Consider the following 19002-nt stretch of genomic DNA (forward strand, 5'->3'; position numbering starts at 1 on the left):
ACAGGCGGAGACAAGATGAAGCAATTGGCGAAATATGGCAGCTTGCAGGGCAAGCGCGTGTTCATCACGGGTGGCGGCAGCGGCATCGGCGAATCTTTGGTGGCGGAATTTGCCGCCCAGGGCGCGCTGGTGGCGTTTGTCGATATCGCCGTGGAAGCGAGCGAGGCCCTGTGCCGCCGCCTGGTCGAAGCGGGCCTGACGGCGCCGATTTTTCGCCATTGCGACATCACCGATATTCCATCGCTGCAAGCCGTCATGGCTGAACTGGCCGACAAGCTGGGCGACTTCGATATCCTCGTCAACAATGCCGCCAACGACCAGCGCCACCAGGCGCAGGACGTCACCCTGGAATACTGGAACGAGCGTATTGCGATCAATCAACGTCCCATGTTCTTCACATGCCAGGCCGTCTTCGAGGGCATGAAGCGCAAGGGCGGCGGTTCCATCATCAACGTCAGCTCGATTTCCTGGCACATGAAGTCGGGCGGCTACCCGGTGTACGCCACCACCAAGGCGGCCGTCGTGGGCCTCACGCGGGGCTTGGCGCGCGATTATGGCGCCCACAATATCCGCGTCAACACCGTCACACCGGGCTGGGTCATGACGCAGCGCCAGATCGACCTGTGGGTCGACGACGCGGCGGAAGTGGAAATCAAGAAAAGCCAATGCTTGCCAAGCAAGCTGATGCCACAGGACATCGCCGCCATGGTGCTGTTCCTTGCCTCCGATGACGGCGCGATGTGCTCCAGTCAAGAGTTCATCGTGGATGCCGGCTGGGTCTAAGCCTTAGCGCATCGTTCAATCCGCGCCGGTGCTGACCGGCCCTCCAATCTTGAAACACCCTCTTGCCGCCGCAACCCCGCGGCAGGAGAGGCATCGCCATTCCATATTGCCGGGTTGATCCCGGCCCTTGCTTTTCACTAAAAAACAGGAGACAGCATGAAATTCATCCATACCAGCATCGTGGCCCTCAGCCTGGCCATGGCCGGCAGTGCCTTTGCCGCGCCCGTCAGTGTCACCATCGACGTGGCCAAGCCCGGTGCCGTGATCAACAAGAACGTGTACGGCCAGTTCGCCGAACATCTGGGTACGGGTATCTATGAAGGCATGTGGGTGGGACCGGAATCTGCCATTCCGAATACCAAAGGCTGGCGCAATGACGTACTGGGCGCGCTGAAACAGTTGCACGTGCCCCTGGTGCGCTGGCCGGGCGGCTGCTTTGCCGATGAATACCACTGGAAGGACGGCATCGGCGCACGTGACAAGCGCCCGACCAAGGTCAACACCAACTGGGGCGGCGTGGAAGAGTCGAACGCCGTCGGCACGCATGAATTCTTCGACCTGGCCGAGCTGCTGGGCGCGCAGACCTACATCAACGGCAATCTCGGTTCCGGCACGCCGCAGGAAATGTCCGAATGGCTGGAATACATGACGTCGGACAGCAAATCGACCCTGGCCGAGCTGCGCCGCAAGAATGGCCGCGCCCAGCCGTACAAGGTTGATTACTTTGGCATCGGCAATGAAGCGTGGGGTTGCGGCGGCAATATGCGTCCGCAGTACTATGCCGACCTGTACAAGCACTATCACACCTTCATGAAGACGCCGGAAAGCGCGCGCCCGAAATTCATCGCCAGCGGCGGCAATGACGACGACATCAGCTGGTCCAGCACCCTCAGCCGCGAGATCAAGCCGAACATGATGGACGCCATCAGTTTCCACTACTACACGGTGCCGACCGGCGTCTGGGAAAAGAAGGGCGCCGCCACGGGCTTTGGCGAAAATGAGTGGATTTCCACCCTGAACCGTACCCTGCGCATCGATAGCTTGATCAAGAACAATATCGCCGCCATCGACAAGAACGACCCCTCGAAAAAGACGGGCTTGTACGTCGATGAATGGGGCACCTGGTACGACGTGGAGCCGGGCACCAATACGGGCTTTTTGTTCCAGCAAAACAGCTTGCGCGATGCGCTCGTCGCCGCCTTGAACTTCAATATTTTCCACTCCCACGCGGACCGCGTGCGCATGACGAATATCGCGCAAATGGTCAACGTGCTGCAGGCGATGATCATCACGGACAAGGACAAATATTTCCTCACGCCTACGTATCATGCGTTTGAAATGTACGTGCCGTTCCAGGATGCTACCTCGCTGCCGGTCGCCATCCAGGGCAATGGCAAGTACAGCCTGGGCAAGGTCAGCATTCCGGAAGTGAGCGCCTCGGCCGCGCGCGGCAAGGATGGCAAGGTGTATCTGTCGCTGGTCAACACGAACCCGCACAAGGCCGTCGACGTGAACGTGGCGCTGGCCGGCAAGCAAGTGGCCAGCGTGACGGGCCGCGTGCTGACCGCAGGCAAGATGGATGCCGTCAACAGCTTTGCGCAACCGCAAGCCGTGCAACCGGTGGCGTTTAATGCCAAGGCGCAAGGCGGCAAGCTGACCGTATCAGTGCCAGCCAAGGCCGTCGTGGTGGTGGCCGTCGACTAAGCTGTCGCTCACTTGTCACTCATCAGGCCGGCCCGCATGACGGGCCGGCTGACCATTTTGGAGAAGACGATGCACACATTGACACGCGGCATGGCCGCCATCCTGAGCACCCTGGCGATCATGGCCGCCGCGCACGCGGCGCAGGTCAGCGTGCACGACCCCGTGATGGCCAAGGAAGGCGACACGTATTATTTGTACAGCACGGGTCCCGGCATTACCTTTTACAGTTCGAAAAACATGATTGACTGGCAACCGGAAGGGCGCGTCTTCGCGGGCCAGCCTACGTGGGCAAAAACAGCTGCTCCCAGCTTTGACGACCATATCTGGGCGCCCGACGTGCAATTTCACGACGGAAAATATTACCTGTACTACTCGGTGTCCGGCTTCGGCAAGAACACGTCCGGCATCGGCGTGACCGTCAACACGACCTTGAATCCCCGTTCGCCCGACTACCGCTGGGTCGACCAGGGCATGCTGCTGCAATCGGTGCCCGAGCGCGACGAGTGGAACGCCATCGATTCGAACATCATCACCGATGCCAAGGGCACGCCGTGGATGTCGTTCGGCTCGTTCTGGAATGGCATCAAGCTGGTGAAACTCAACAAAGACTGGACCCGCATTGCGGAACCGCAAGAGTGGCACTCGCTGGCCCGACGCGTACCCCTGCCGCCACGCGCAGGCGAATTCAAGCCGGCGCCCGAGGAAATCGAGGCGCCCTTCATCTTCCAGCGCGGCAACGACTACTTCCTCTTCGTTTCCTGGGGCCTGTGCTGCCAGAAAGAAAAAAGCACCTATCACCTGGCCGTGGGCCGCTCAAAAAGCGTGACGGGGCCCTACCTGGACAAGGATGGCCGCGACATGGCGCAGGGCGGTGGCACGGTGCTGCTGAAAGGCGACAAGGACTGGCAAGGCCTTGGCCACAACAGCGCCTATACGTTTGACGGCAAGGATTACCTGGTGCTGCACGCCTACGAAACGGCGGACAATTACTTGCAGAAGCTCAAGATCCTGCCCATGACGTGGGACAAGGATGGCTGGCCGCAAGTCGATGCGCGCGACTTGAACCGCTATCAAAGCCGGCAATTGCCGGCAGCCAAACGGTAAGCAGGGCAGGGGATGGGCGGCAGGTGATACGCAAATCGATATCACAAGCGAAAAAGAATTGATTGGATGGCTATGTTGCTTTCTCCTACCATGGGTTCATAAAAAACCGCCCATCCGGCATCCGGCTGTGATGGTATTCCAAAAAAAACTGGAGACAAGAATGAAATTGACACGCCGCACACTCCTCGCCAGCGCCATGTTGTTGGCACTGTCCGCTACTTCTTCCGCCTTTGCCGCCAAGCCCCTCGTCATGGGCTTTTCGCAGGTGGGCGCCGAAAGCGAATGGCGCACCGCCAATACCGTCTCCATCAAGGATGCGGCCAAGAAAGATGGCGTCACCCTGAAATTTGCCGACGCGCAGCAAAAGCAGGAAAACCAGGTCAAGGCCCTGCGCTCGTTCATCGCGCAAAAAGTCGACGTGATCGCCTTCTCTCCGGTCGTTGAGTCCGGCTGGGATACGGTCTTGCGCGAAGCCAAGGCCGCCAAGATTCCCGTCATCCTGACGGACCGCGCCGTCAATGTCACCGATAAATCGTTGTACGTGACCTTCATCGGTTCCGATTTCGTGGAAGAGGGCCGCCGCGCCGGCCAATGGCTGCTTGAGCACGCCAAGAAAACCCCGGACGCCACCCTGAACATCGTCGAGCTGCAAGGCACGGTCGGCTCCGCGCCAGCCATCGACCGCAAGGAAGGCTTCCAGGAAGTCATTGGCAAGAATCCGAAATTGAAGATCATCCGTTCGCAAACGGGCGACTTTACGCGCGCCAAGGGCAAGGAAGTGATGGAAGCGTTCCTGAAGGCCGAGGGCAAGAAGATCAACGTGCTGTACGCGCACAATGACGACATGGCCATCGGCGCCATCCAGGCCATCGAAGAAGCGGGCATGAAACCGGGCAAGGACATCATCATCATCTCGATCGATGGCGTCAAAGGTGCGTTCGAAGCCATGATCGCCGGCAAGCTGAACGTCACCGTGGAATGCAGCCCGCTGCTGGGTCCGCAATTGATGTCGATTGCCCGCGATGTGGTGGCCGGTAAACCCGTGCCAGCGCGCATCACGACGGTGGAAGGCGTGTTCCCTGCCGAGGTGGCCGCCAAGGAATTCCCGAACCGTAAGTACTAAGCTTGCCGCATGATGAATACGCAAGCGCAACACAACGCCGCGCCAGCTCCCTTGCTGGAGTTGCGCGGCATCAGCAAGTCCTTTCCTGGCGTCAAAGCCCTCAGCGACGTTGCCCTGCGCCTGTATCCGGGCGAAGTGCACACCTTGATGGGGCAGAACGGCGCCGGGAAATCGACCCTGATCAAGGTGCTGACGGGCGTCTACACGCCCGACAGCGGCCAGATTTTGCTTGATGGCAAACCCATCGCCCCCGCGTCCACGTCGGATGCCCAGTTGCTCGGCATCAGCACCGTGTACCAGGAAGTTAATCTGTGCCCGAACCTGTCGGTGGCGGAAAACATTTTTATTGGCCGCTATCCGCGCCGCTTCGGCGCCATCGATTGGCGTTCCATGCAGCAACAGGCGCGTGCCTTGCTGCAGCAATTGCAGATCGATATCGATGTCACGGCGCAACTGTCCAGCTTTCCGCTGGCCATCCAGCAAATGGTGGCCATTTCGCGCGCGCTGAACATTTCGGCCCGCGTGCTGATCCTCGACGAACCCACGTCCAGCCTGGACGAGGCGGAAGTCAACCTGCTGTTTTCCGTGTTGCGCCGCCTACGCGAGCAGGGTATGGCGATTCTGTTTGTCACCCATTTCCTCGACCAGACCTACGCCATTTCCGACCGCATCACCGTCATGCGCAATGGCGAGCGCGAGGGTGAATACGCGTGCAGCGAATTGTCGCGCCTGGCGCTGGTGAATAAAATGATCGGCGTGGCGGCCGACACGCAGGAGCAAACGCTGGACCTGGCGCAGGAAGCGGGCGCCGCCAGCTTCGGTCCGACTGTGCTTGAAGCGCAGGGACTGGGCCGCAAAGGCGCCTTGCTGCCAATGGATTTCCACATCCGCCGGGGCGAATTGCTGGGCCTGGCCGGCTTGCTCGGCTCGGGCCGCACGGAACTGGCGCGTTTGCTGTTCGGCGCCGACAAGGCCGATTCCGGCAGCATTGTCATGCAAGGCAAGATACGCCAGTTCAACGTGCCACGCGACGCGATTGCCCAGGACATCGGCTTTTGCTCGGAAGACCGCAAGCACGAGGGCGCGATCCTGTCGCTGTCCGTGCGCGAAAACATCATCCTGGCCTTGCAGGCCCGCACGGGCTTGCTGCGCGCCATTCCCTTCAAACGCCAGCAGGCGCTGGCCGATGAGTACGTCAAGGCGCTGGGCATCAAGACGGCCAGCATCGAAACGCCGATCGGCAGCCTGTCGGGCGGCAATCAGCAGAAAGCTTTGCTGGCGCGCTGGCTGGTGACGTCGCCGGCCATGCTGATTCTCGATGAACCGACGCGCGGCATCGACGTGCGCGCCAAGCAGGAAATCATGAGCTATGTGGCCAAACTCTGTCGCAAGGGCATGGCCATCCTGTTCATCTCGTCGGAGTTGCCGGAAGTGCTGCGCTGCAGCGACCGCATCCTCGTCATGCGCGACCGCAAGGCCTGCGGCGACTATGCGCGCGGCGAGCTCGACGACAGCTCCGTGCTGCAGGTGATCGCCGGAGACGCCACATGAGTTTATCCACGCCATCGAACGCGCCCCTGGCGCGTCCGGCTTCCACTACGGGTACGTCCGCCTTGCATACCGTTCTGCACCATCCCCTGAGCCGGCCCCTGGCCGCGCTGTTGCTGCTGTTGCTGGTGGCCTTCTTCGCCATCCCCGGCTTTTTCCATCTGGAGATCCGCGACGGCCACTTGTACGGCAGCGTGATCGACATCGTCAACCGCGCCGCCCCGCTGATGCTGGCGGCCGTGGGCATGACCCTGGTCATCGCCACGCGCGGCATCGATATTTCCGTGGGCGCCGTCGTGGCCCTGTCCGGTACGGTAGCCGCCATGCTGATCGGCGGCACCATGGTGATGGACAACGGCGTGCCGACCTATGTCAGCAACATCCCCATGGGCTGGGCCCTGGCGGCCGCCCTGGGCGCGGCCCTGCTGTGCGGCGCCTGGAATGGCGTGCTGGTGGCGGGCCTCGGTTTGCAGCCCATCGTCGCGACATTGATCCTGATGGTAGCGGGACGTGGCCTGGCGCAATTGCTGACGGATGGGCAGATCGTCACCGTCTATTATCAACCGTTCTTTTTCATCGGCAGCGGTTACCTGTTCGGCTTGCCGTTTTCCCTGTTCCTCGTCGCTGCCGTGTTCATCATCACAGCCGTGCTGATGCGCAAGACGGCCCTGGGCCTGTTCATCCAGGCCGTCGGCATCAACCCCGTCGCCGCGCGCCTGGCGGGCATCAAGACGGCGACCCTGATCTTTTTCGTCTACGTGTTTTGCGCCGCCTGCGCGGGCCTGTCGGGCCTGATGATCAGCTCGAACATCAAGAGCGCCGACGCCAATAACGCGGGCCTGATGCTGGAACTCGACGCCATCCTGGCAGTCACTTTGGGCGGCACCTCGCTGGCTGGCGGCAAGTTCAGTCTCGTGGGCAGCATGATCGGCGCCCTCATCATCCAGACCCTGACCTACACGATTTATTCGCTGGGCGTGCCGCCGGAAGTGAACATGGTCGTCAAGTCGGTCGTCGTCTTCCTCGTCTGCCTGTCGCAATCGTCGGAATTCAAGCAATTGCTGCATCGGAGAAAAGCATGAAGGGCTTGCTGCATACCCCGTATTTCACCTCGCTCGTCACGGTCTTGCTGCTGGTGGTGATGCTGGGCCTCGGTGGCGCCGCCTATCCGGGCCTGCTGTCGACGCAAGTGATCTTTAACCTGTTGATCGATAACGCCTTTTTGCTGGTGATCGCCGTCGGCATGACTTTTGTCATCGTCTCCGGCGGCATCGATCTGTCCGTCGGTTCCGTGCTGGCCCTGTCGACCATGATCGCCGCCTGGCTGCTGAACGTGGCGCACTGGCCGCCGCTCCTGGTGATCGTCACCGTGCTGGCGCTGGGCACCGTCTTTGGCGCCGGCATGGGCGCGCTGATTCATTACTTCAAACTGCAGCCCTTCATCGTCACCCTGGCCGGCATGTTTTTGGCGCGCGGGCTGTGCTATCTGATCAGCATCAACTCGATTACCATCGACGATCCGCTGTTCGTCGCCATGTCGCAGACGCAATTGGGGTTCCTGGGCGGCTTTGTCTCGCCGGGTGTGGTGATCGCCGTGATCACGTTGCTCTTGGCCATCTGGCTGGCGCACGCCACGCCGTTCGGCCGCGCCGTGTATGCGATCGGTGGCAATGAGCAGTCGGCCCTGATGATGGGGCTGCCCGTGGGCCGCACCAAGGTCTTCATTTACGCATTCAGCGGCTTTTGCGCCGCGCTGGGTGGCGTGCTGTTTTCGTTCTACATGCTGTCCGGCTATGGCTTGCATGCGCAAGGCACGGAACTGGACGCGATTGCCGCCGTCGTCATCGGCGGCACCCTGCTCAGCGGCGGCTACGGCTATGTGGCGGGCGCGCTGTCCGGCGTGCTCGTGCTGGGCACCATCCAGACACTGATCGCCTTCGACGGCACGCTCAGCTCGTGGTGGACCAAGATCGTCATCGGCGGCTTGCTGTTCGTCTTTTGCGTCGTGCAAAGACTGATGGCCATGGGCCAGAAGAATACCAATCGGAGTTAATAGCATGTTTCAAAAGAATAAACTTGCCGCAACCATCGGCATGGCGGCGGCGCTCGCCTGCGCCCCATTCGGCGCGCAGGCGGCCAACCCCATCGTCAAGGATATCTACACGGGCGACCCGGCCGCGCTGGTCGACAATGGCAGGGTGTATTTGTACGTGGGCCACGATGAAGCGAGCGCCACGGATACGGATTACCGCATGCACGAGTGGCGCGTGTATTCCTCGTGCGACATGGCGAACTGGACGGATCACGGCTCGCCCGTGCGCTTTTCCACCTTCGCATGGGCCGGCAAGGATGCGTGGGCCGGCGACATCGTCAAGCGCGGCAGCAAGTATTATTTTTACTCCACAGTCGACCATAAAACCATCCCCGGCAAGGCCATCGGCGTGGCCGTGTCCGACAGCCCGACGGGCCCGTTCGTCGACGCGCGCGGCAGCGCCCTGGTCACGAACGACATGACGAAACAGACGGCCATTCCCTGGGACGATATCGACCCGGCCGTCTTCATCGACACGGATGGCCAGGCCTACATTTACTGGGGCAACACGGTCTTGAAATACGCCAAGCTGAAAGCCAACATGACGGAGCTGGACGGCCCGATCCTGACCTTCGGCATGGATGCGTTCACGGAAGCGGCCTACATGCACAAGCATGCGGGCACGTATTATTTGTCGTACTCGCGTAACTTCCCCGAGGAAACGGCGTATTCGACGGGCCCGACGCCCACCGGTCCCTGGCATTTTCGCGGCACCATCATGGACAAGAATGCCGTCGTGAAAACCATCCATCAGGCCATCATCGAATTCAACGGCAAGTCCTACATCTTCTATCACAACGACAAGTTGCCCGGCGGCGGAGAATACCGGCGTTCCGTTGCCGTGGAAGAGCTGAAATACAAGCCGGACGGCACCATCGAATTCATCGCGCAAACGGCTGGCCCGGCCGCCAACCCGAGCGCTGCCTGCAAGGCATTGTGAACGCTTGTTGACCACGTATAAAAAGGAGACATACCGATATCTATAACATCGATATTGAATTAAAACCGATATCGATCATGATATGATTTATTCATGGATACCCTCAACCCCAACTGGTTCTTGCGAGCCCGCCTGAAGACGCGGCAATTGCTGTTGTTGATCGCCCTTGACGAGCAGCGCAACATTCACCGCGCGGCGGAAGAATTGCACATGACGCAGCCGGCCGCGTCCAAGCAGATCAAGGACCTGGAAGAGATGCTGGACGTGCGCCTGTTCGACAGGTTGCCGCGTGGTATGGAGCCGACGATCTACGGCGAGACGATGATACGCCACGCGCGCATGGCCCTGACGAGCCTGTCCTTGGCGCATGACGATATCGTCGCCCTGAAGTCGGGCCTGACGGGCCAGGTGGAAGTGGGCGTCATCATGACGCCGGCCATGGCCTTGCTGCCGCGCGCGATTGCCCGCATCAAGCAGCAGGCGCCCTTGATGCGCATCGGGGTGCACCTGGAGCACAGCAATACCCTGATGGACATGCTGCAGCACGGCACCCTCGATTTCATGATCGGGCGCATCCTGGAAAAGGAAAGCAGCGCGGGACTCATCTACGAGGAATTGACGGAAGAGCCGGCCAGCGCCGTGGCGCGCAATGGCCATCCGCTGCTGTCGCGCAAGAATTTGCAATTGAAAGACCTGGCGGGCCAGCCGTGGATATTGCCGCCGCAAGGCAGCATCCTGCGCCACCGCTTTGACATGATGTTCCGCCGCGCCAGCCTGGAACCGCCCGTGGATGTGGTCGACACGACCGCCTTGCTCCTGATCACGTCGCTGCTGCAGCAGACGGATTCCTTGCACGTGATGCCGACGGAAGTGGCGCATTACTATGAATCGTTGAACGTGCTGAGCATCTTGCCCATCGAGCTGCCGTGCAAGATGGATGCGTTCGGCATCATCAGGCAGCAGGATCATTTGCTGTCGCCGGGGGCGGATATGCTGCTCAAAGCTGTGCGCGCGACGGCGGCGGATATGTATTGACTCGACGCGGTGGTGGCTGTGTCGGATTACGCGCTTGCGCGCTAATCCGACCTACGCCACATGGTAGGTCGGATTAGCCCGCAGGGCGTAATCCGACAATATCCGCGCAGCATGCTCAATCCGGTACTTCAAAGAAAAACAGCTGCACCAATCGCCCATTCTCCGGCGTGTCGCCAAACACATTGCTGATCGAGTGAAAGTAATGGCCCTTGTACACGATCAGGCGGTTGTGGCGCATCGGCACTTCCAGCAGGGCTTGCCAACTGTCGCGCTGTTCCTGCAAGTCGTTGAATTTCTGCACTTTACTGTTCGGCAGCCAGCGTTTCTGGAAATCCTTGAAGCTGGCGTAGCCGCCCGCTTTCACGTCCGCTTCGGGTAATCGCCGGTACCAGCCGCTGGGCTGGTGGCGCCAGAAGGTGGTGCCGCCCTGGCACTGCTCGGGCGGGTTCAGATACAGCACGCCCGCATAGAAATTAAAATTATTGCCCGTCTCATTGTCCACGTGAATATCCGTGCGCGCCATGGCGTCCGCATAGCTGAGGCGGTAGGAACCGTTGTCGGGCGAGATAAAACGAATGGGCCGGCCCAGCGCAGTGGCGATGCGTTCCATGATGGCCTGGCTGGGCTGGCCTGCTGTCTGGCTGCCCGGATAGTTTTGGCCCGCATAGCGCTGCTGCTCGAACGGCAACGCCAGTGCTTGCGCGCGCCAGGCAACAGGGTCGGGCAGGAAATCGTCGAGGATGTGCAAATCCGTTTCGCGCAGGAAATCGTCCAAGCTTGCCGGCACGTCGGGCGCCGTCAGCCGTTCCGTGTTTTCCGTGCCGGGGCTGGCAAAGCCGATGCGGCACGTTTGCGCCAGCGCCGGGTGCAGCGCCAGGCCTTGCGCGTAGCGTTCCAACGCCAGTTCCTGCTGTCCCGTGCGGTAGTACAGCTCGGCCAGTCCCTGCAGGGTTTGCCAACGCTGCGGGCGCAGGGCGTGGGCCCGTTCCAGTTCGGCGATGGTCTCCATCAGCCGCTGTTTCCCCATCAGCAATTCCGCATGGCTGATGGCAAAGTCATGCTCGTGCGGCGCCAGCCGCGCCGCCGTGGCGTAGCTGGCCAGCGCCGCCTCGCTGTCCGTGCCGCGCAGCACGTTGCCTAGGTTGTAATGGAACAGGGCGTTGTCGGGTTGCTGCTTGAGCGACAGTTTCAGCAAACCCAGGCCGATGGCGCCCTGGCCCAGCTCCAGCATCGCCAGTCCCTGGAAATGCTGCGCTTCGGCCAGGGTAGGGTTCAGTTTATACGCGGCCTGGTAAGCGTTGATCGCCTCGATCAGCTTGCCCGCCTGCTGCAGCCGTTGCCCGTTTGCCAGATGTTGTTCCGCCAGTGTCTGTTCGCCCATATGTCCCGATCCTGATCCCGATGCAATGTGGCGAACAGTGTAACCGAGCGCGTTCTACCGTGCCTGGCTGACGGGAATTTCTTCCCCGTTCAGCTTGATCGCCACCTTGACGATCTGCGCCTTGACCTGGTTGCTGGCCATGTCCGCTTCCTGGGCGTAGGCATACACGACGATGGCGAAGTCCTTGTAGCCGCTGCGGGCCGCTTCGATCTTGCGGGCCGCCTCCTGGTCCATTTTCAACAGCGAATAACCGTCGCCATTCGTGAACGCCAGCTTGTAGTCGCCGTTGTCGTACATGTAGTAATACGTGCCCGCGTCGGCGAACTTGGCGGGGAAGGCGGCCTTGTCCATCGCGTACGGCGACAGCGCGCCCTGGCCATTGATCTGGTAACGCAGGTAGCGTTTGGTTTTCGCTTCATTGACCTTGGCGTCGATCTGCGGTTTCAGCGCGTCGAGCACTTCCTGCTTGCGGAAGGCGTCGTTGCTGCCCGCATATTCGCGCGAGATGCGCTGCGCCACGGCCGCGTAGTCGGGCGGCACGCCGGACAGGGCGAGGTAGCTGTACATCAACTGGTGGCCGCTCGTGATGTCCACATAGCTGGACGTTGGCGTGGCTGCGTCCGCTTGCGGCAGGCTGGCGGCAGCCGCCTTCACTTGCGCTTTCGCGGCCAGGTCGGCGACATTCGCGGCGACGGGGGCGGAGGCGGCCGGTGTGGTGGTCTCTGTTTTACCGCAGGCGGACAGCAGGACGGCGATGGCGAGCAGGGTAGGGAGGGTACGTTGCATGATATTTCCTTCAATGAATGTGTAGAGGTGGCTTAGCCAATGGTTTTACGTTTGTATTCGCCGACGCCGTAAGCGGCCAGGACGATGGAAGACGCCAGCACCAGGTAAAAACCGATGCCGAACGAGAGTCCTTGCCACACTTGCCCCAGCATTTCGCTGGCCATCTGCTCGGCCATGCGGGCTGCGCGGGTGCCCATGATGCCGCCCATGGCGCTGCCCGCATCGCTGACGGCGCCCTTGATCTTGATGAACAGCAAGCTGCTGTGGATGACGATGAACAGCAAGGGCGCACACTTGCCCAGCGCCGCTTTCGGGTGGCGGCTAACCATGGTGGCGCAGCATCCGGCGATGGCCAACAGGAAGAAAAATTGTGCGGACGTAAAACCGCCGCCGCCATCGCGGGCAAAGCTTTCCAGGCTGTCGGCGGACAAGCCCAGCAATTGCCAGTAGGTGCGCGAGACGGAGGCGAACAAACGGATGCCGATGGTGTTGAAGATAAAGGCCCCGGCGATCAGGACGCCGAGGCTGGCCAGCACCTTGATGCCCAGGGCGGACACGGCCTGGCCCCACAGCTGCTGGCTTTTTTCGCGCGCCAGTTTCGCCGCGCCGGCCATTTCTTCCTGCGCCAGTTGCTGTGTCGCCACGGCGCTGACGGTGGCGAGGCTGCCGGCCTCATCGAAGCGCACGTCGACGACGGCGTTGATGGCGGGCGCCACGTCCGAGCGCCAGTGCGTGGCCACGTCGAACGCATGTTGAATGCCGGCCACGCTGACGGAACCCTGTCCGCTCGGTTGGTAGGCGAGGATGCGGCCACGTTGGCCGGTGGTGGTGAATGGTTGCATGAGATTTCCCTGGTCACTGTCATGCTCTATTGCATGTACCCACGGATAACGGGGGCAGTTCAGGGAAATCCAAAATTATTTTGAATTATTTTTTTTGCGGCTGCATCATGTCCTTGGCGGCGCCCTGGTAATCCTTCATCAAGCCCATGAAAGCATCCTGCAAATGCCGGGCCGCATCCTGCGGCGGCGCGCCCGTGCGCCGCGCCAGGTCGAATTTATACGCATGGGCGGGGCTGTAGCCGGCTTGCGATGCCGCGTCCAGCAGCACGCCCGCCCGTTTCAGCGAAGCGGGATCGCCCTTGACCATCAGCAATTCCGCCAAATAGGTCTGGGCAATCGGAAAGTCTTTTGCGGCCGCCTTTTCCAGCCACTGCATGCCCGCCTTCGGCTGTTTTATTCCAGCGTCGCCGCCGCCGATGCCATAGCCGAGGGCCGTCAGCGCCACCAGATCGCCGCCGCGTGCGCGTTTTTCCAGTTGCTGGCGGGGAAACGGACGGGCCGCGATCTGCATGCGGATTTCATAGTTGATGTCTTGCAGTACATTGCCTGGCCACACCTTGACGCCCGGTGCGGCCGGCTTTTCCACCGCTGGCGCAGGCGCGCGCACGCCGCCCTGGCCTTGCGCGCCGGCCAGCACGCCTGGCGTTGCCTGGCTGACGCCCTTGCCGCTGCCCATGTTCAGCACCAGCCGCGCCGACGTTTCGCCAAACGACACGCGGGGCTTTTGCACGTCGTGCGTCATGGCGGCAACCCGTGCCGCCACTTGCGAAAATACGTCGCTCATCGGCAAGCCGGGTGCGTCGAGCGCATCGAGCAGCGCGCTCGTGTAGGGGCTGTTGCGCGAATCGGGCGACCAGAAATCGCGCGCCAGGGCACCGGGACCGGCCGAATAGGCGATCACCACGCCGCGTGGCGCTTGCGTGTCGGCAAAGCCGTGGCTGGCCGCATTGCCGCCGCCGGGGACCACCACGGCGCCGCCGCGCGTATATTCCTGGCGGCAAGCGTCGAGGATCAGCACGGCGCCGCGCGCCCCCGTGCGCTGCAAGTCGCCTGCCAGGCTGGAAACGGACACGCCCTGCGCGGCGATGGCGGCCGCGCTCAATGTATTCATGTTGGCGCCCAGCGGCAATACATAGTTCGCTTCGCCCGCCTGGGCGCCGTGGCCCGCGTAAAACACGAGGGCGATATCGGCGCCGCGCGCCTGCGTGGAAAACTCGGCCGACGCCTTTTGCAGCTGTTGCGCATTGATGTCCGTGCGCAACAGCACTTCAAAGCCCAGGCGGCGCAGGCGCTCGGCCATGGCGCGCGCGTCGTTCACGGGATTCAATAGAGGCTGCGGATAGGCCGCATTGCCGATCACGAGGGCGATGCGCTTGCCGGGGCCGCTGGCGGCGTTGCCCACGGCCGCCTGCACGACGTTACCGCAGAGTAAAAAGATGAGGCTGAAAAACAGGGGAATCAGGCGATGCATCGGCGTCTCGGGAATTGTCGTGAAAGTAACAAAAGTTAGCGATTTTTACTGTGATATGAGAAAATTGCTTAAATGCATTTTACCTTACTGACAAGTTTCTCTTGTCTGGCCAGCGCACGGTGTACATCGTCGCCGGCCAGTGGCGCGTGCCGCCCAACACACGATCGGACCGGCTTTGCAATCGGAACAATTTGAACGGATTCATGCTTTCTGGACCCGCCGCCAGCAGCTGACACAAGGCGAACTGGGCGAGTTTTACCAGCGCGTCATCGCCGCGCTGACGCCGTGCCGTCCGCGCGAGGCGGCGTCGCTGGGCGACTCGCTGGCCGATTTGCGCCACCAGTTCTTCATTGAAAAAGTCCTGCACGGCGACAGCGACGCGGCGCCCCACCATGTCGGTGCCCTGTTTTTGTACTTCAAGCGCTTCATCATCGACCAGCTGCGCAAGCAGCGCGATGATGAAGATGCCGATGCGCAAGAAGGCTGCGAACTGCGCGCACCCGACGCCTATGCGGAACCGCTGCGGGACTATCAGCTCACGCCGCAGCAAGTGCGCGACGCGGCCGACGTGTTCATCACCACCTTGCCCGACGATTTGATCTTGCTGCTGCGCCATTGCGGCTGCGGCGGCATGCCCGTCAAGGAATTGGCCGAGCAGATCGCTTCCGCGCATTACCACGGCGGAAAATTAGGCCTGGTGCACAGGCAGAAGGGCGATCCTGCCAGCGCGGGACGCCAGATCGTCGAGCCCGCCCACCGCGGCACCTTGCTGGGCAGCTGGGTCTTGAACCTGCTCAAGCTGCGCGTGGGAGACGCCCTGGCCGCACGCGATCTGCAGGCGGCGCAAATAGTTTTGGATATCTTGTGCGTGGCCGCGTTATCCCTGCACATGGACCCCGTGTCCACCCACCCGAACACTGATGAAAGGCCATCGGCATGACTGCATTGACGCCCTCGCTGGCCATCGTTGCCGCGCGCCTGCCGTCGCCCCCATCTTCCGCCGAACTGCTGGACGGCGAGGTGGCCGGCGATACGCCCGACTGGCGCGGCATTGCCGTGCCGGAACACGTTATGCAACGTTTTGCGCGCCGCAGCGACGCCGCACCGCTGGCGACGCGGCCCATCGCCGGTGGGCAGATTCACCTGCTGGCGCGGCGTCCCGGCTTCGGCGCCGTGCTGCTCGACGCCTGGGACAGCACGCGGCAGCGCTGGCGCGGCTGGCTCGTTACGCCGGACACGGCGTATGCGGACGCCTGCGGCCTCGTGGTTGAGGAGCGCGACGCGCCCGCCGACCCGCGCGCGGGCCTGGTGCTGTGCGACATGCCCGTGACCCTGGCCGTGACGGACCTGGGCGCCTGTTTGGGCGTGTTCAGCCAGGAGCGCTTGCAGGCGGCGCGCTGGCTGGAGCTGCATGGCCGCGCGAATGCCGCCACGGCGGCGCCGGGCGTGATCGCCCGCGTGGCCCTGCCCGGCGACGATTACGCCTTGACGGGCACGCCGCTGTCGAGCGAGCTGGGCAAGGATGGCCGCGTGGCCTACCGGCAACTGCTGCGCCAGGGCTTGCAGCAATTGCAGATCGCTTCGGCCGATGCCGCCGCGCCGGTATCGAAGCCTGTAAAGGCGGCCAATGCCAACCGCTGGCTGAAGATCGTCACGGCCGTGGCTGCCAGCGTGATGGTGGTGCAATCGGCATGGCTGTTCCTGCCGAAAGAGGGCGCCGTCGTCGGCAATGGGGAATTCCGCAGCGGCGGCAGCGGCGTCGAGACGGGCGTGCGCACGCGCGTGCTGTTCCGCGCCGAGGCAACGGAGGCGGAAATCCGCACGTGGCTGCAGCGTGAGCAGCTGGAAATCGTCGCCGGGCCGGACACCCTGGGCGCCTTTACTTTGCTGTCGCGCGACCGCCAGAAAGTCTTGCCGCCGCCAGGCCCGGGCAATCCGCTGGCCGTCATCAATCCCTGACCCCGAAATAAAAGAAAGTTATCAAGCATGACAATGTATAAGAATTTTGCATCCGCGCACTGGCGCAAATTGATCGCCGGCGTGGCCGCTGGCGTCCTGTTGACGGGCTGCGCCATGACGCCGAACGGCCGTGGCGGCGTGTTGATGGGGCTCGATACGGCCGAGCTGTTCGGCACGCCGATTTCCACCTTCCGCCTGCGCGACGGCACGGAAGGGACCTTGCGCAAGGATCCGCAGGGCAAGTATTCGATCAAGCTGTCGCAGGCGTTTCGTGTCGTGCCGCTGGCCAATGCCATCACGGCCCGCGTGGCGCGCGTGGAAAACGTGGGCGAGCGCACGGTGGTGATCGTGGAAACGCAGGAGCGCGGCTGCGCCTACCGCTATGAAGTGCTGGCTTTCCAGGGCACGGACGTGCTGCAGTGGACGGTCGGCAATTGCAAGGACCGCCCCCGCGTGGACTTGGCGGCGGACGGGAAGTCGCTCAATATCGACTTCCCCAACTACAACCGCCTGTCGCGCATGATCTACACGGACAACCGCCTGCTCAACGCCAGCGTGGCCGTGCCGCCCGGCGTCGATACGCGCGCCCAGCCGTTTGCCGACGACGCCTTGCGCGGCACGGGTCCTGCCATCGCCACTATGCCGGCTGGCAATGACAGCGGCCGCGTGATCCCGGCGCCGCCGGCGGCCGCTCCGGCTCCCGTTGCCACGCCGAAAACGGGCAGCCGCGCCAGCGCCAAGCCGCGCCGCCAGGAGCCAGCAGCCAGGGCGGCAACGTCCGCCGTCCTCAGCCAGCCTGCACAGCGTGCCGCGGCGGCTGCCCCGGCGGCGCCGATGATCTTCCAGGCCGAAGAGATCAAGCCCGTCGTCATCGATTTGAGGAAATAAGATGGCCGCGAGTTTGCGCAGTCTGCAGATCCGGCAGACCTTGATCCTGATCGTCCTGACGATCATGTATTTGTGCTTCGAGCTGGGCTTCAATGCCCGTTTGCTCGACGTGGTGGGCGGCGACGTCAAGCCGCAGGACGTGGAAGGCGTGGAATTCTATGGCCGCAGCCTGTCGGGCATCGCCGCCGCGCTGGTGGTGCTGCAACTGATGTGGCGCCGCCGCCTGAAGAACAATGGCAGCGGTCCCAGCTGGAAAAAAATCATCTTTTGCTGTGTTGCCACGGCGGCGGTCGTGTTCGGCATTTTGAAGACCACGGTCACGGTGCTGGTCGAAACGCGCGATGCGCAATTTCGCCGCCTGGCCTTCAACACGACCCTGATGCAGCGCTCGCTGGTGGGCGGCAGCTTGCAATTGCAGGGCCTGGTCGACGACGCCACCCTGTTTGCCAAGCCCGAAGGCAAGGCTTTTCTTGCGCTGTTCCCCTTCCTGGCCGTCTCGGTGGGCCATCTCGATGAGCGCATGGAGCCTGCCAAGGAACAATTGATCAATTTTAATGTCCGCAAGATCGCCGGCGGCGCGGCTGGTTACTATGAAAAATACCAGCAGGCGATCGGCGAAGTGCGCGACAAGTGGAAACTGTATTCGGGCATGATTCCCGACGACGATGCGGGCTTGCGCCAGCAGCAGGAATCCGCGTGGAACGATTATCGGCAAAGCCTGTCGCGCCATGGCTGGCAGCCGCATTCCGTGCCGGCGCGGCGCAAGGCGGCCGTCGTCAACAATGTGCGCAAGAAAGTGCCCGTATCGGCCAACTGGCACCCTGCCGATCAACTGAGCTTCCGCGCCGCCGTCAAGCGCCGCTATGCGTCGGAAGCGGCCAGCAAGGGTTTGAACATCAAGGGCGACCGCATTCCGCCCGGCTTGTCCTTCGCCGCCTTCGTGGCGCGCCCCGGCATCCAGGCCGTGCTGCGCGACGGGCCCGATGGCGGCGACGGCAGCGAAGCGAGCAAGGGCTTGCGCTTGCCGAAAGGCGCTGTGGTGCAGGATGCGTATGCGAGCCCGGCCGAGTTCAGCCGTCTGTTCGACCAGTTCGCCGCGCGCCAGACGGCCGAAAAGCTGGTGGAATACCGCGCCAGCCGCAACGACTTCGAAGTGGGCGGCAAGTATTTTGAAGAGGGCAAGGAAGCGGCGCGCGCCGCCATCGTGCCACCCGTGGCCCTGTTTTTCTCCTTGCTGGGCGCCATCGGCCACTTCTCGAAACTGCTGTACCTGATCGCCACGGTGGGCTTGCTGGTGCTGGCGGCGCGCCGCGGCGAGCAGGCGGGCGCCGATGGCCAGTTGAGCC

General features: G+C 62.4%; 17 protein-coding genes. 13 read left to right on the plus strand and 4 right to left on the minus strand.

Annotated features, from left to right (window positions below; translation table 11 throughout):
* The first annotated feature begins 15 nt into the window (after positions 1-15).
* The 9 genes from VM94_RS01930 to VM94_RS01970 all read left to right on the plus strand — a co-directional run bounded on the left by VM94_RS01930 (position 16) and on the right by VM94_RS01970 (position 10329).
* The gene (locus VM94_RS01930; protein ID WP_046681931.1) at positions 16-783 is read left to right on the plus strand and encodes an SDR family NAD(P)-dependent oxidoreductase; all 768 of its coding nucleotides are present in this window, start codon (positions 16-18) and stop codon (positions 781-783) included.
* A gap of 156 nt (positions 784-939) precedes the next feature.
* Entirely contained in the window at positions 940-2487 is a 1548-nt protein-coding gene (locus tag VM94_RS01935) for an alpha-N-arabinofuranosidase (RefSeq protein ID WP_046681932.1), read from the plus strand.
* A 69-nt stretch (positions 2488-2556) separates the two neighbouring features.
* Complete coding sequence (locus VM94_RS01940; RefSeq protein WP_235432790.1) at positions 2557-3591, plus strand: arabinan endo-1,5-alpha-L-arabinosidase; 1035 nt, start codon at positions 2557-2559, stop codon at positions 3589-3591.
* A gap of 160 nt (positions 3592-3751) precedes the next feature.
* Positions 3752-4714 carry an ABC transporter substrate-binding protein gene (locus VM94_RS01945; RefSeq protein WP_046681933.1) on the plus strand — a complete coding sequence of 321 codons (963 nt, stop codon included), beginning with the start codon at positions 3752-3754 and terminating at the stop codon, positions 4712-4714.
* Positions 4715-4723: 9 nt separating this feature from the next.
* Complete coding sequence (locus VM94_RS01950) at positions 4724-6265, plus strand: sugar ABC transporter ATP-binding protein (RefSeq protein WP_046681934.1); 1542 nt, start codon at positions 4724-4726, stop codon at positions 6263-6265.
* Positions 6262-7344: an ABC transporter permease gene (locus tag VM94_RS01955; RefSeq protein ID WP_046681935.1), complete on the plus strand. Its 1083-nt coding sequence runs from the start codon at positions 6262-6264 to the stop codon at positions 7342-7344. Before VM94_RS01950 ends, VM94_RS01955 begins: the two co-directional genes overlap by 4 nt.
* Positions 7341-8315, plus strand: a complete 975-nt coding sequence (gene yjfF, locus VM94_RS01960) for a galactofuranose ABC transporter, permease protein YjfF (protein WP_046681936.1) — start codon at positions 7341-7343, stop codon at positions 8313-8315. Before VM94_RS01955 ends, yjfF begins: the two co-directional genes overlap by 4 nt.
* Positions 8316-8319: 4 nt before the next feature.
* Entirely contained in the window at positions 8320-9294 is a 975-nt protein-coding gene (locus tag VM94_RS01965) for a glycoside hydrolase family 43 protein (RefSeq protein ID WP_082127504.1), read from the plus strand.
* A gap of 93 nt (positions 9295-9387) precedes the next feature.
* Entirely contained in the window at positions 9388-10329 is a 942-nt protein-coding gene (locus VM94_RS01970; protein WP_035823672.1) for a LysR family transcriptional regulator, read from the plus strand.
* Positions 10330-10444: 115 nt separating this feature from the next.
* Here the strand turns inward: VM94_RS01970 and VM94_RS01975 are convergent, their stop codons facing one another.
* The 4 genes from VM94_RS01975 to VM94_RS27115 form a co-directional block, all read right to left on the minus strand.
* Positions 10445-11710 carry a DUF6445 family protein gene (locus VM94_RS01975; protein ID WP_046681937.1) on the minus strand — a complete coding sequence of 422 codons (1266 nt, stop codon included), beginning with the start codon at positions 11708-11710 and terminating at the stop codon, positions 10445-10447.
* A 54-nt stretch (positions 11711-11764) separates the two neighbouring features.
* Positions 11765-12496 carry a hypothetical protein gene (locus VM94_RS01980; RefSeq protein WP_046681938.1) on the minus strand — a complete coding sequence of 244 codons (732 nt, stop codon included), beginning with the start codon at positions 12494-12496 and terminating at the stop codon, positions 11765-11767.
* Between the two features lie 32 nt (positions 12497-12528).
* Positions 12529-13338, minus strand: a complete 810-nt coding sequence (locus tag VM94_RS01985; RefSeq protein ID WP_046681939.1) for a hypothetical protein — start codon at positions 13336-13338, stop codon at positions 12529-12531.
* 85 nt (positions 13339-13423) lie between these two features.
* Positions 13424-14809: a caspase family protein gene (locus tag VM94_RS27115; RefSeq protein ID WP_052755461.1), complete on the minus strand. Its 1386-nt coding sequence runs from the start codon at positions 14807-14809 to the stop codon at positions 13424-13426.
* Between the two features lie 175 nt (positions 14810-14984).
* Here VM94_RS27115 and VM94_RS01995 point away from each other — a divergent pair, with 175 nt between their 5' ends.
* The 4 genes from VM94_RS01995 to VM94_RS28440 all read left to right on the plus strand — a co-directional run.
* The gene (locus VM94_RS01995; RefSeq protein WP_138828946.1) at positions 14985-15749 is read left to right on the plus strand and encodes a hypothetical protein; all 765 of its coding nucleotides are present in this window, start codon (positions 14985-14987) and stop codon (positions 15747-15749) included.
* Positions 15746-16768, plus strand: a complete 1023-nt coding sequence (locus VM94_RS02000) for a hypothetical protein (protein WP_046681941.1) — start codon at positions 15746-15748, stop codon at positions 16766-16768. Before VM94_RS01995 ends, VM94_RS02000 begins: the two co-directional genes overlap by 4 nt.
* Before the next feature lie 33 nt (positions 16769-16801).
* Entirely contained in the window at positions 16802-17656 is an 855-nt protein-coding gene (locus tag VM94_RS02005; RefSeq protein ID WP_046681942.1) for a hypothetical protein, read from the plus strand.
* A gap of 1 nt (position 17657) precedes the next feature.
* On the plus strand, positions 17658-19002 hold a 1345-nt coding region (locus VM94_RS28440; protein ID WP_160309265.1), incomplete at its 3' end, for a hypothetical protein.

The organism is Janthinobacterium sp. KBS0711, from assembly GCF_000988085.1.
GTDB classification, from domain to species: Bacteria; Pseudomonadota; Gammaproteobacteria; order Burkholderiales; family Burkholderiaceae_D; genus Janthinobacterium; species Janthinobacterium lividum_E.

Coding starts and splice junctions, on each gene's coding strand:
- VM94_RS27115 (WP_052755461.1), bottom strand. CDS start 14,809: ATGCATCGCCTGATTCCCCTGTTTTTCAGCCTCATCTTTTTACTCTGC.
- VM94_RS02005 (WP_046681942.1), top strand. CDS start 16,802: ATGTATAAGAATTTTGCATCCGCGCACTGGCGCAAATTGATCGCCGGC.
- VM94_RS01940 (WP_235432790.1), top strand. CDS start 2,557: ATGCACACATTGACACGCGGCATGGCCGCCATCCTGAGCACCCTGGCG.
- VM94_RS02000 (WP_046681941.1), top strand. CDS start 15,746: ATGACTGCATTGACGCCCTCGCTGGCCATCGTTGCCGCGCGCCTGCCG.
- yjfF (WP_046681936.1), top strand. CDS start 7,341: ATGAAGGGCTTGCTGCATACCCCGTATTTCACCTCGCTCGTCACGGTC.
- VM94_RS01950 (WP_046681934.1), top strand. CDS start 4,724: ATGATGAATACGCAAGCGCAACACAACGCCGCGCCAGCTCCCTTGCTG.
- VM94_RS01970 (WP_035823672.1), top strand. CDS start 9,388: ATGGATACCCTCAACCCCAACTGGTTCTTGCGAGCCCGCCTGAAGACG.
- VM94_RS01980 (WP_046681938.1), bottom strand. CDS start 12,496: ATGCAACGTACCCTCCCTACCCTGCTCGCCATCGCCGTCCTGCTGTCC.
- VM94_RS01955 (WP_046681935.1), top strand. CDS start 6,262: ATGAGTTTATCCACGCCATCGAACGCGCCCCTGGCGCGTCCGGCTTCC.
- VM94_RS01945 (WP_046681933.1), top strand. CDS start 3,752: ATGAAATTGACACGCCGCACACTCCTCGCCAGCGCCATGTTGTTGGCA.
- VM94_RS01965 (WP_082127504.1), top strand. CDS start 8,320: ATGTTTCAAAAGAATAAACTTGCCGCAACCATCGGCATGGCGGCGGCG.
- VM94_RS01985 (WP_046681939.1), bottom strand. CDS start 13,338: ATGCAACCATTCACCACCACCGGCCAACGTGGCCGCATCCTCGCCTAC.
- VM94_RS01935 (WP_046681932.1), top strand. CDS start 940: ATGAAATTCATCCATACCAGCATCGTGGCCCTCAGCCTGGCCATGGCC.
- VM94_RS01930 (WP_046681931.1), top strand. CDS start 16: ATGAAGCAATTGGCGAAATATGGCAGCTTGCAGGGCAAGCGCGTGTTC.
- VM94_RS01975 (WP_046681937.1), bottom strand. CDS start 11,710: ATGGGCGAACAGACACTGGCGGAACAACATCTGGCAAACGGGCAACGG.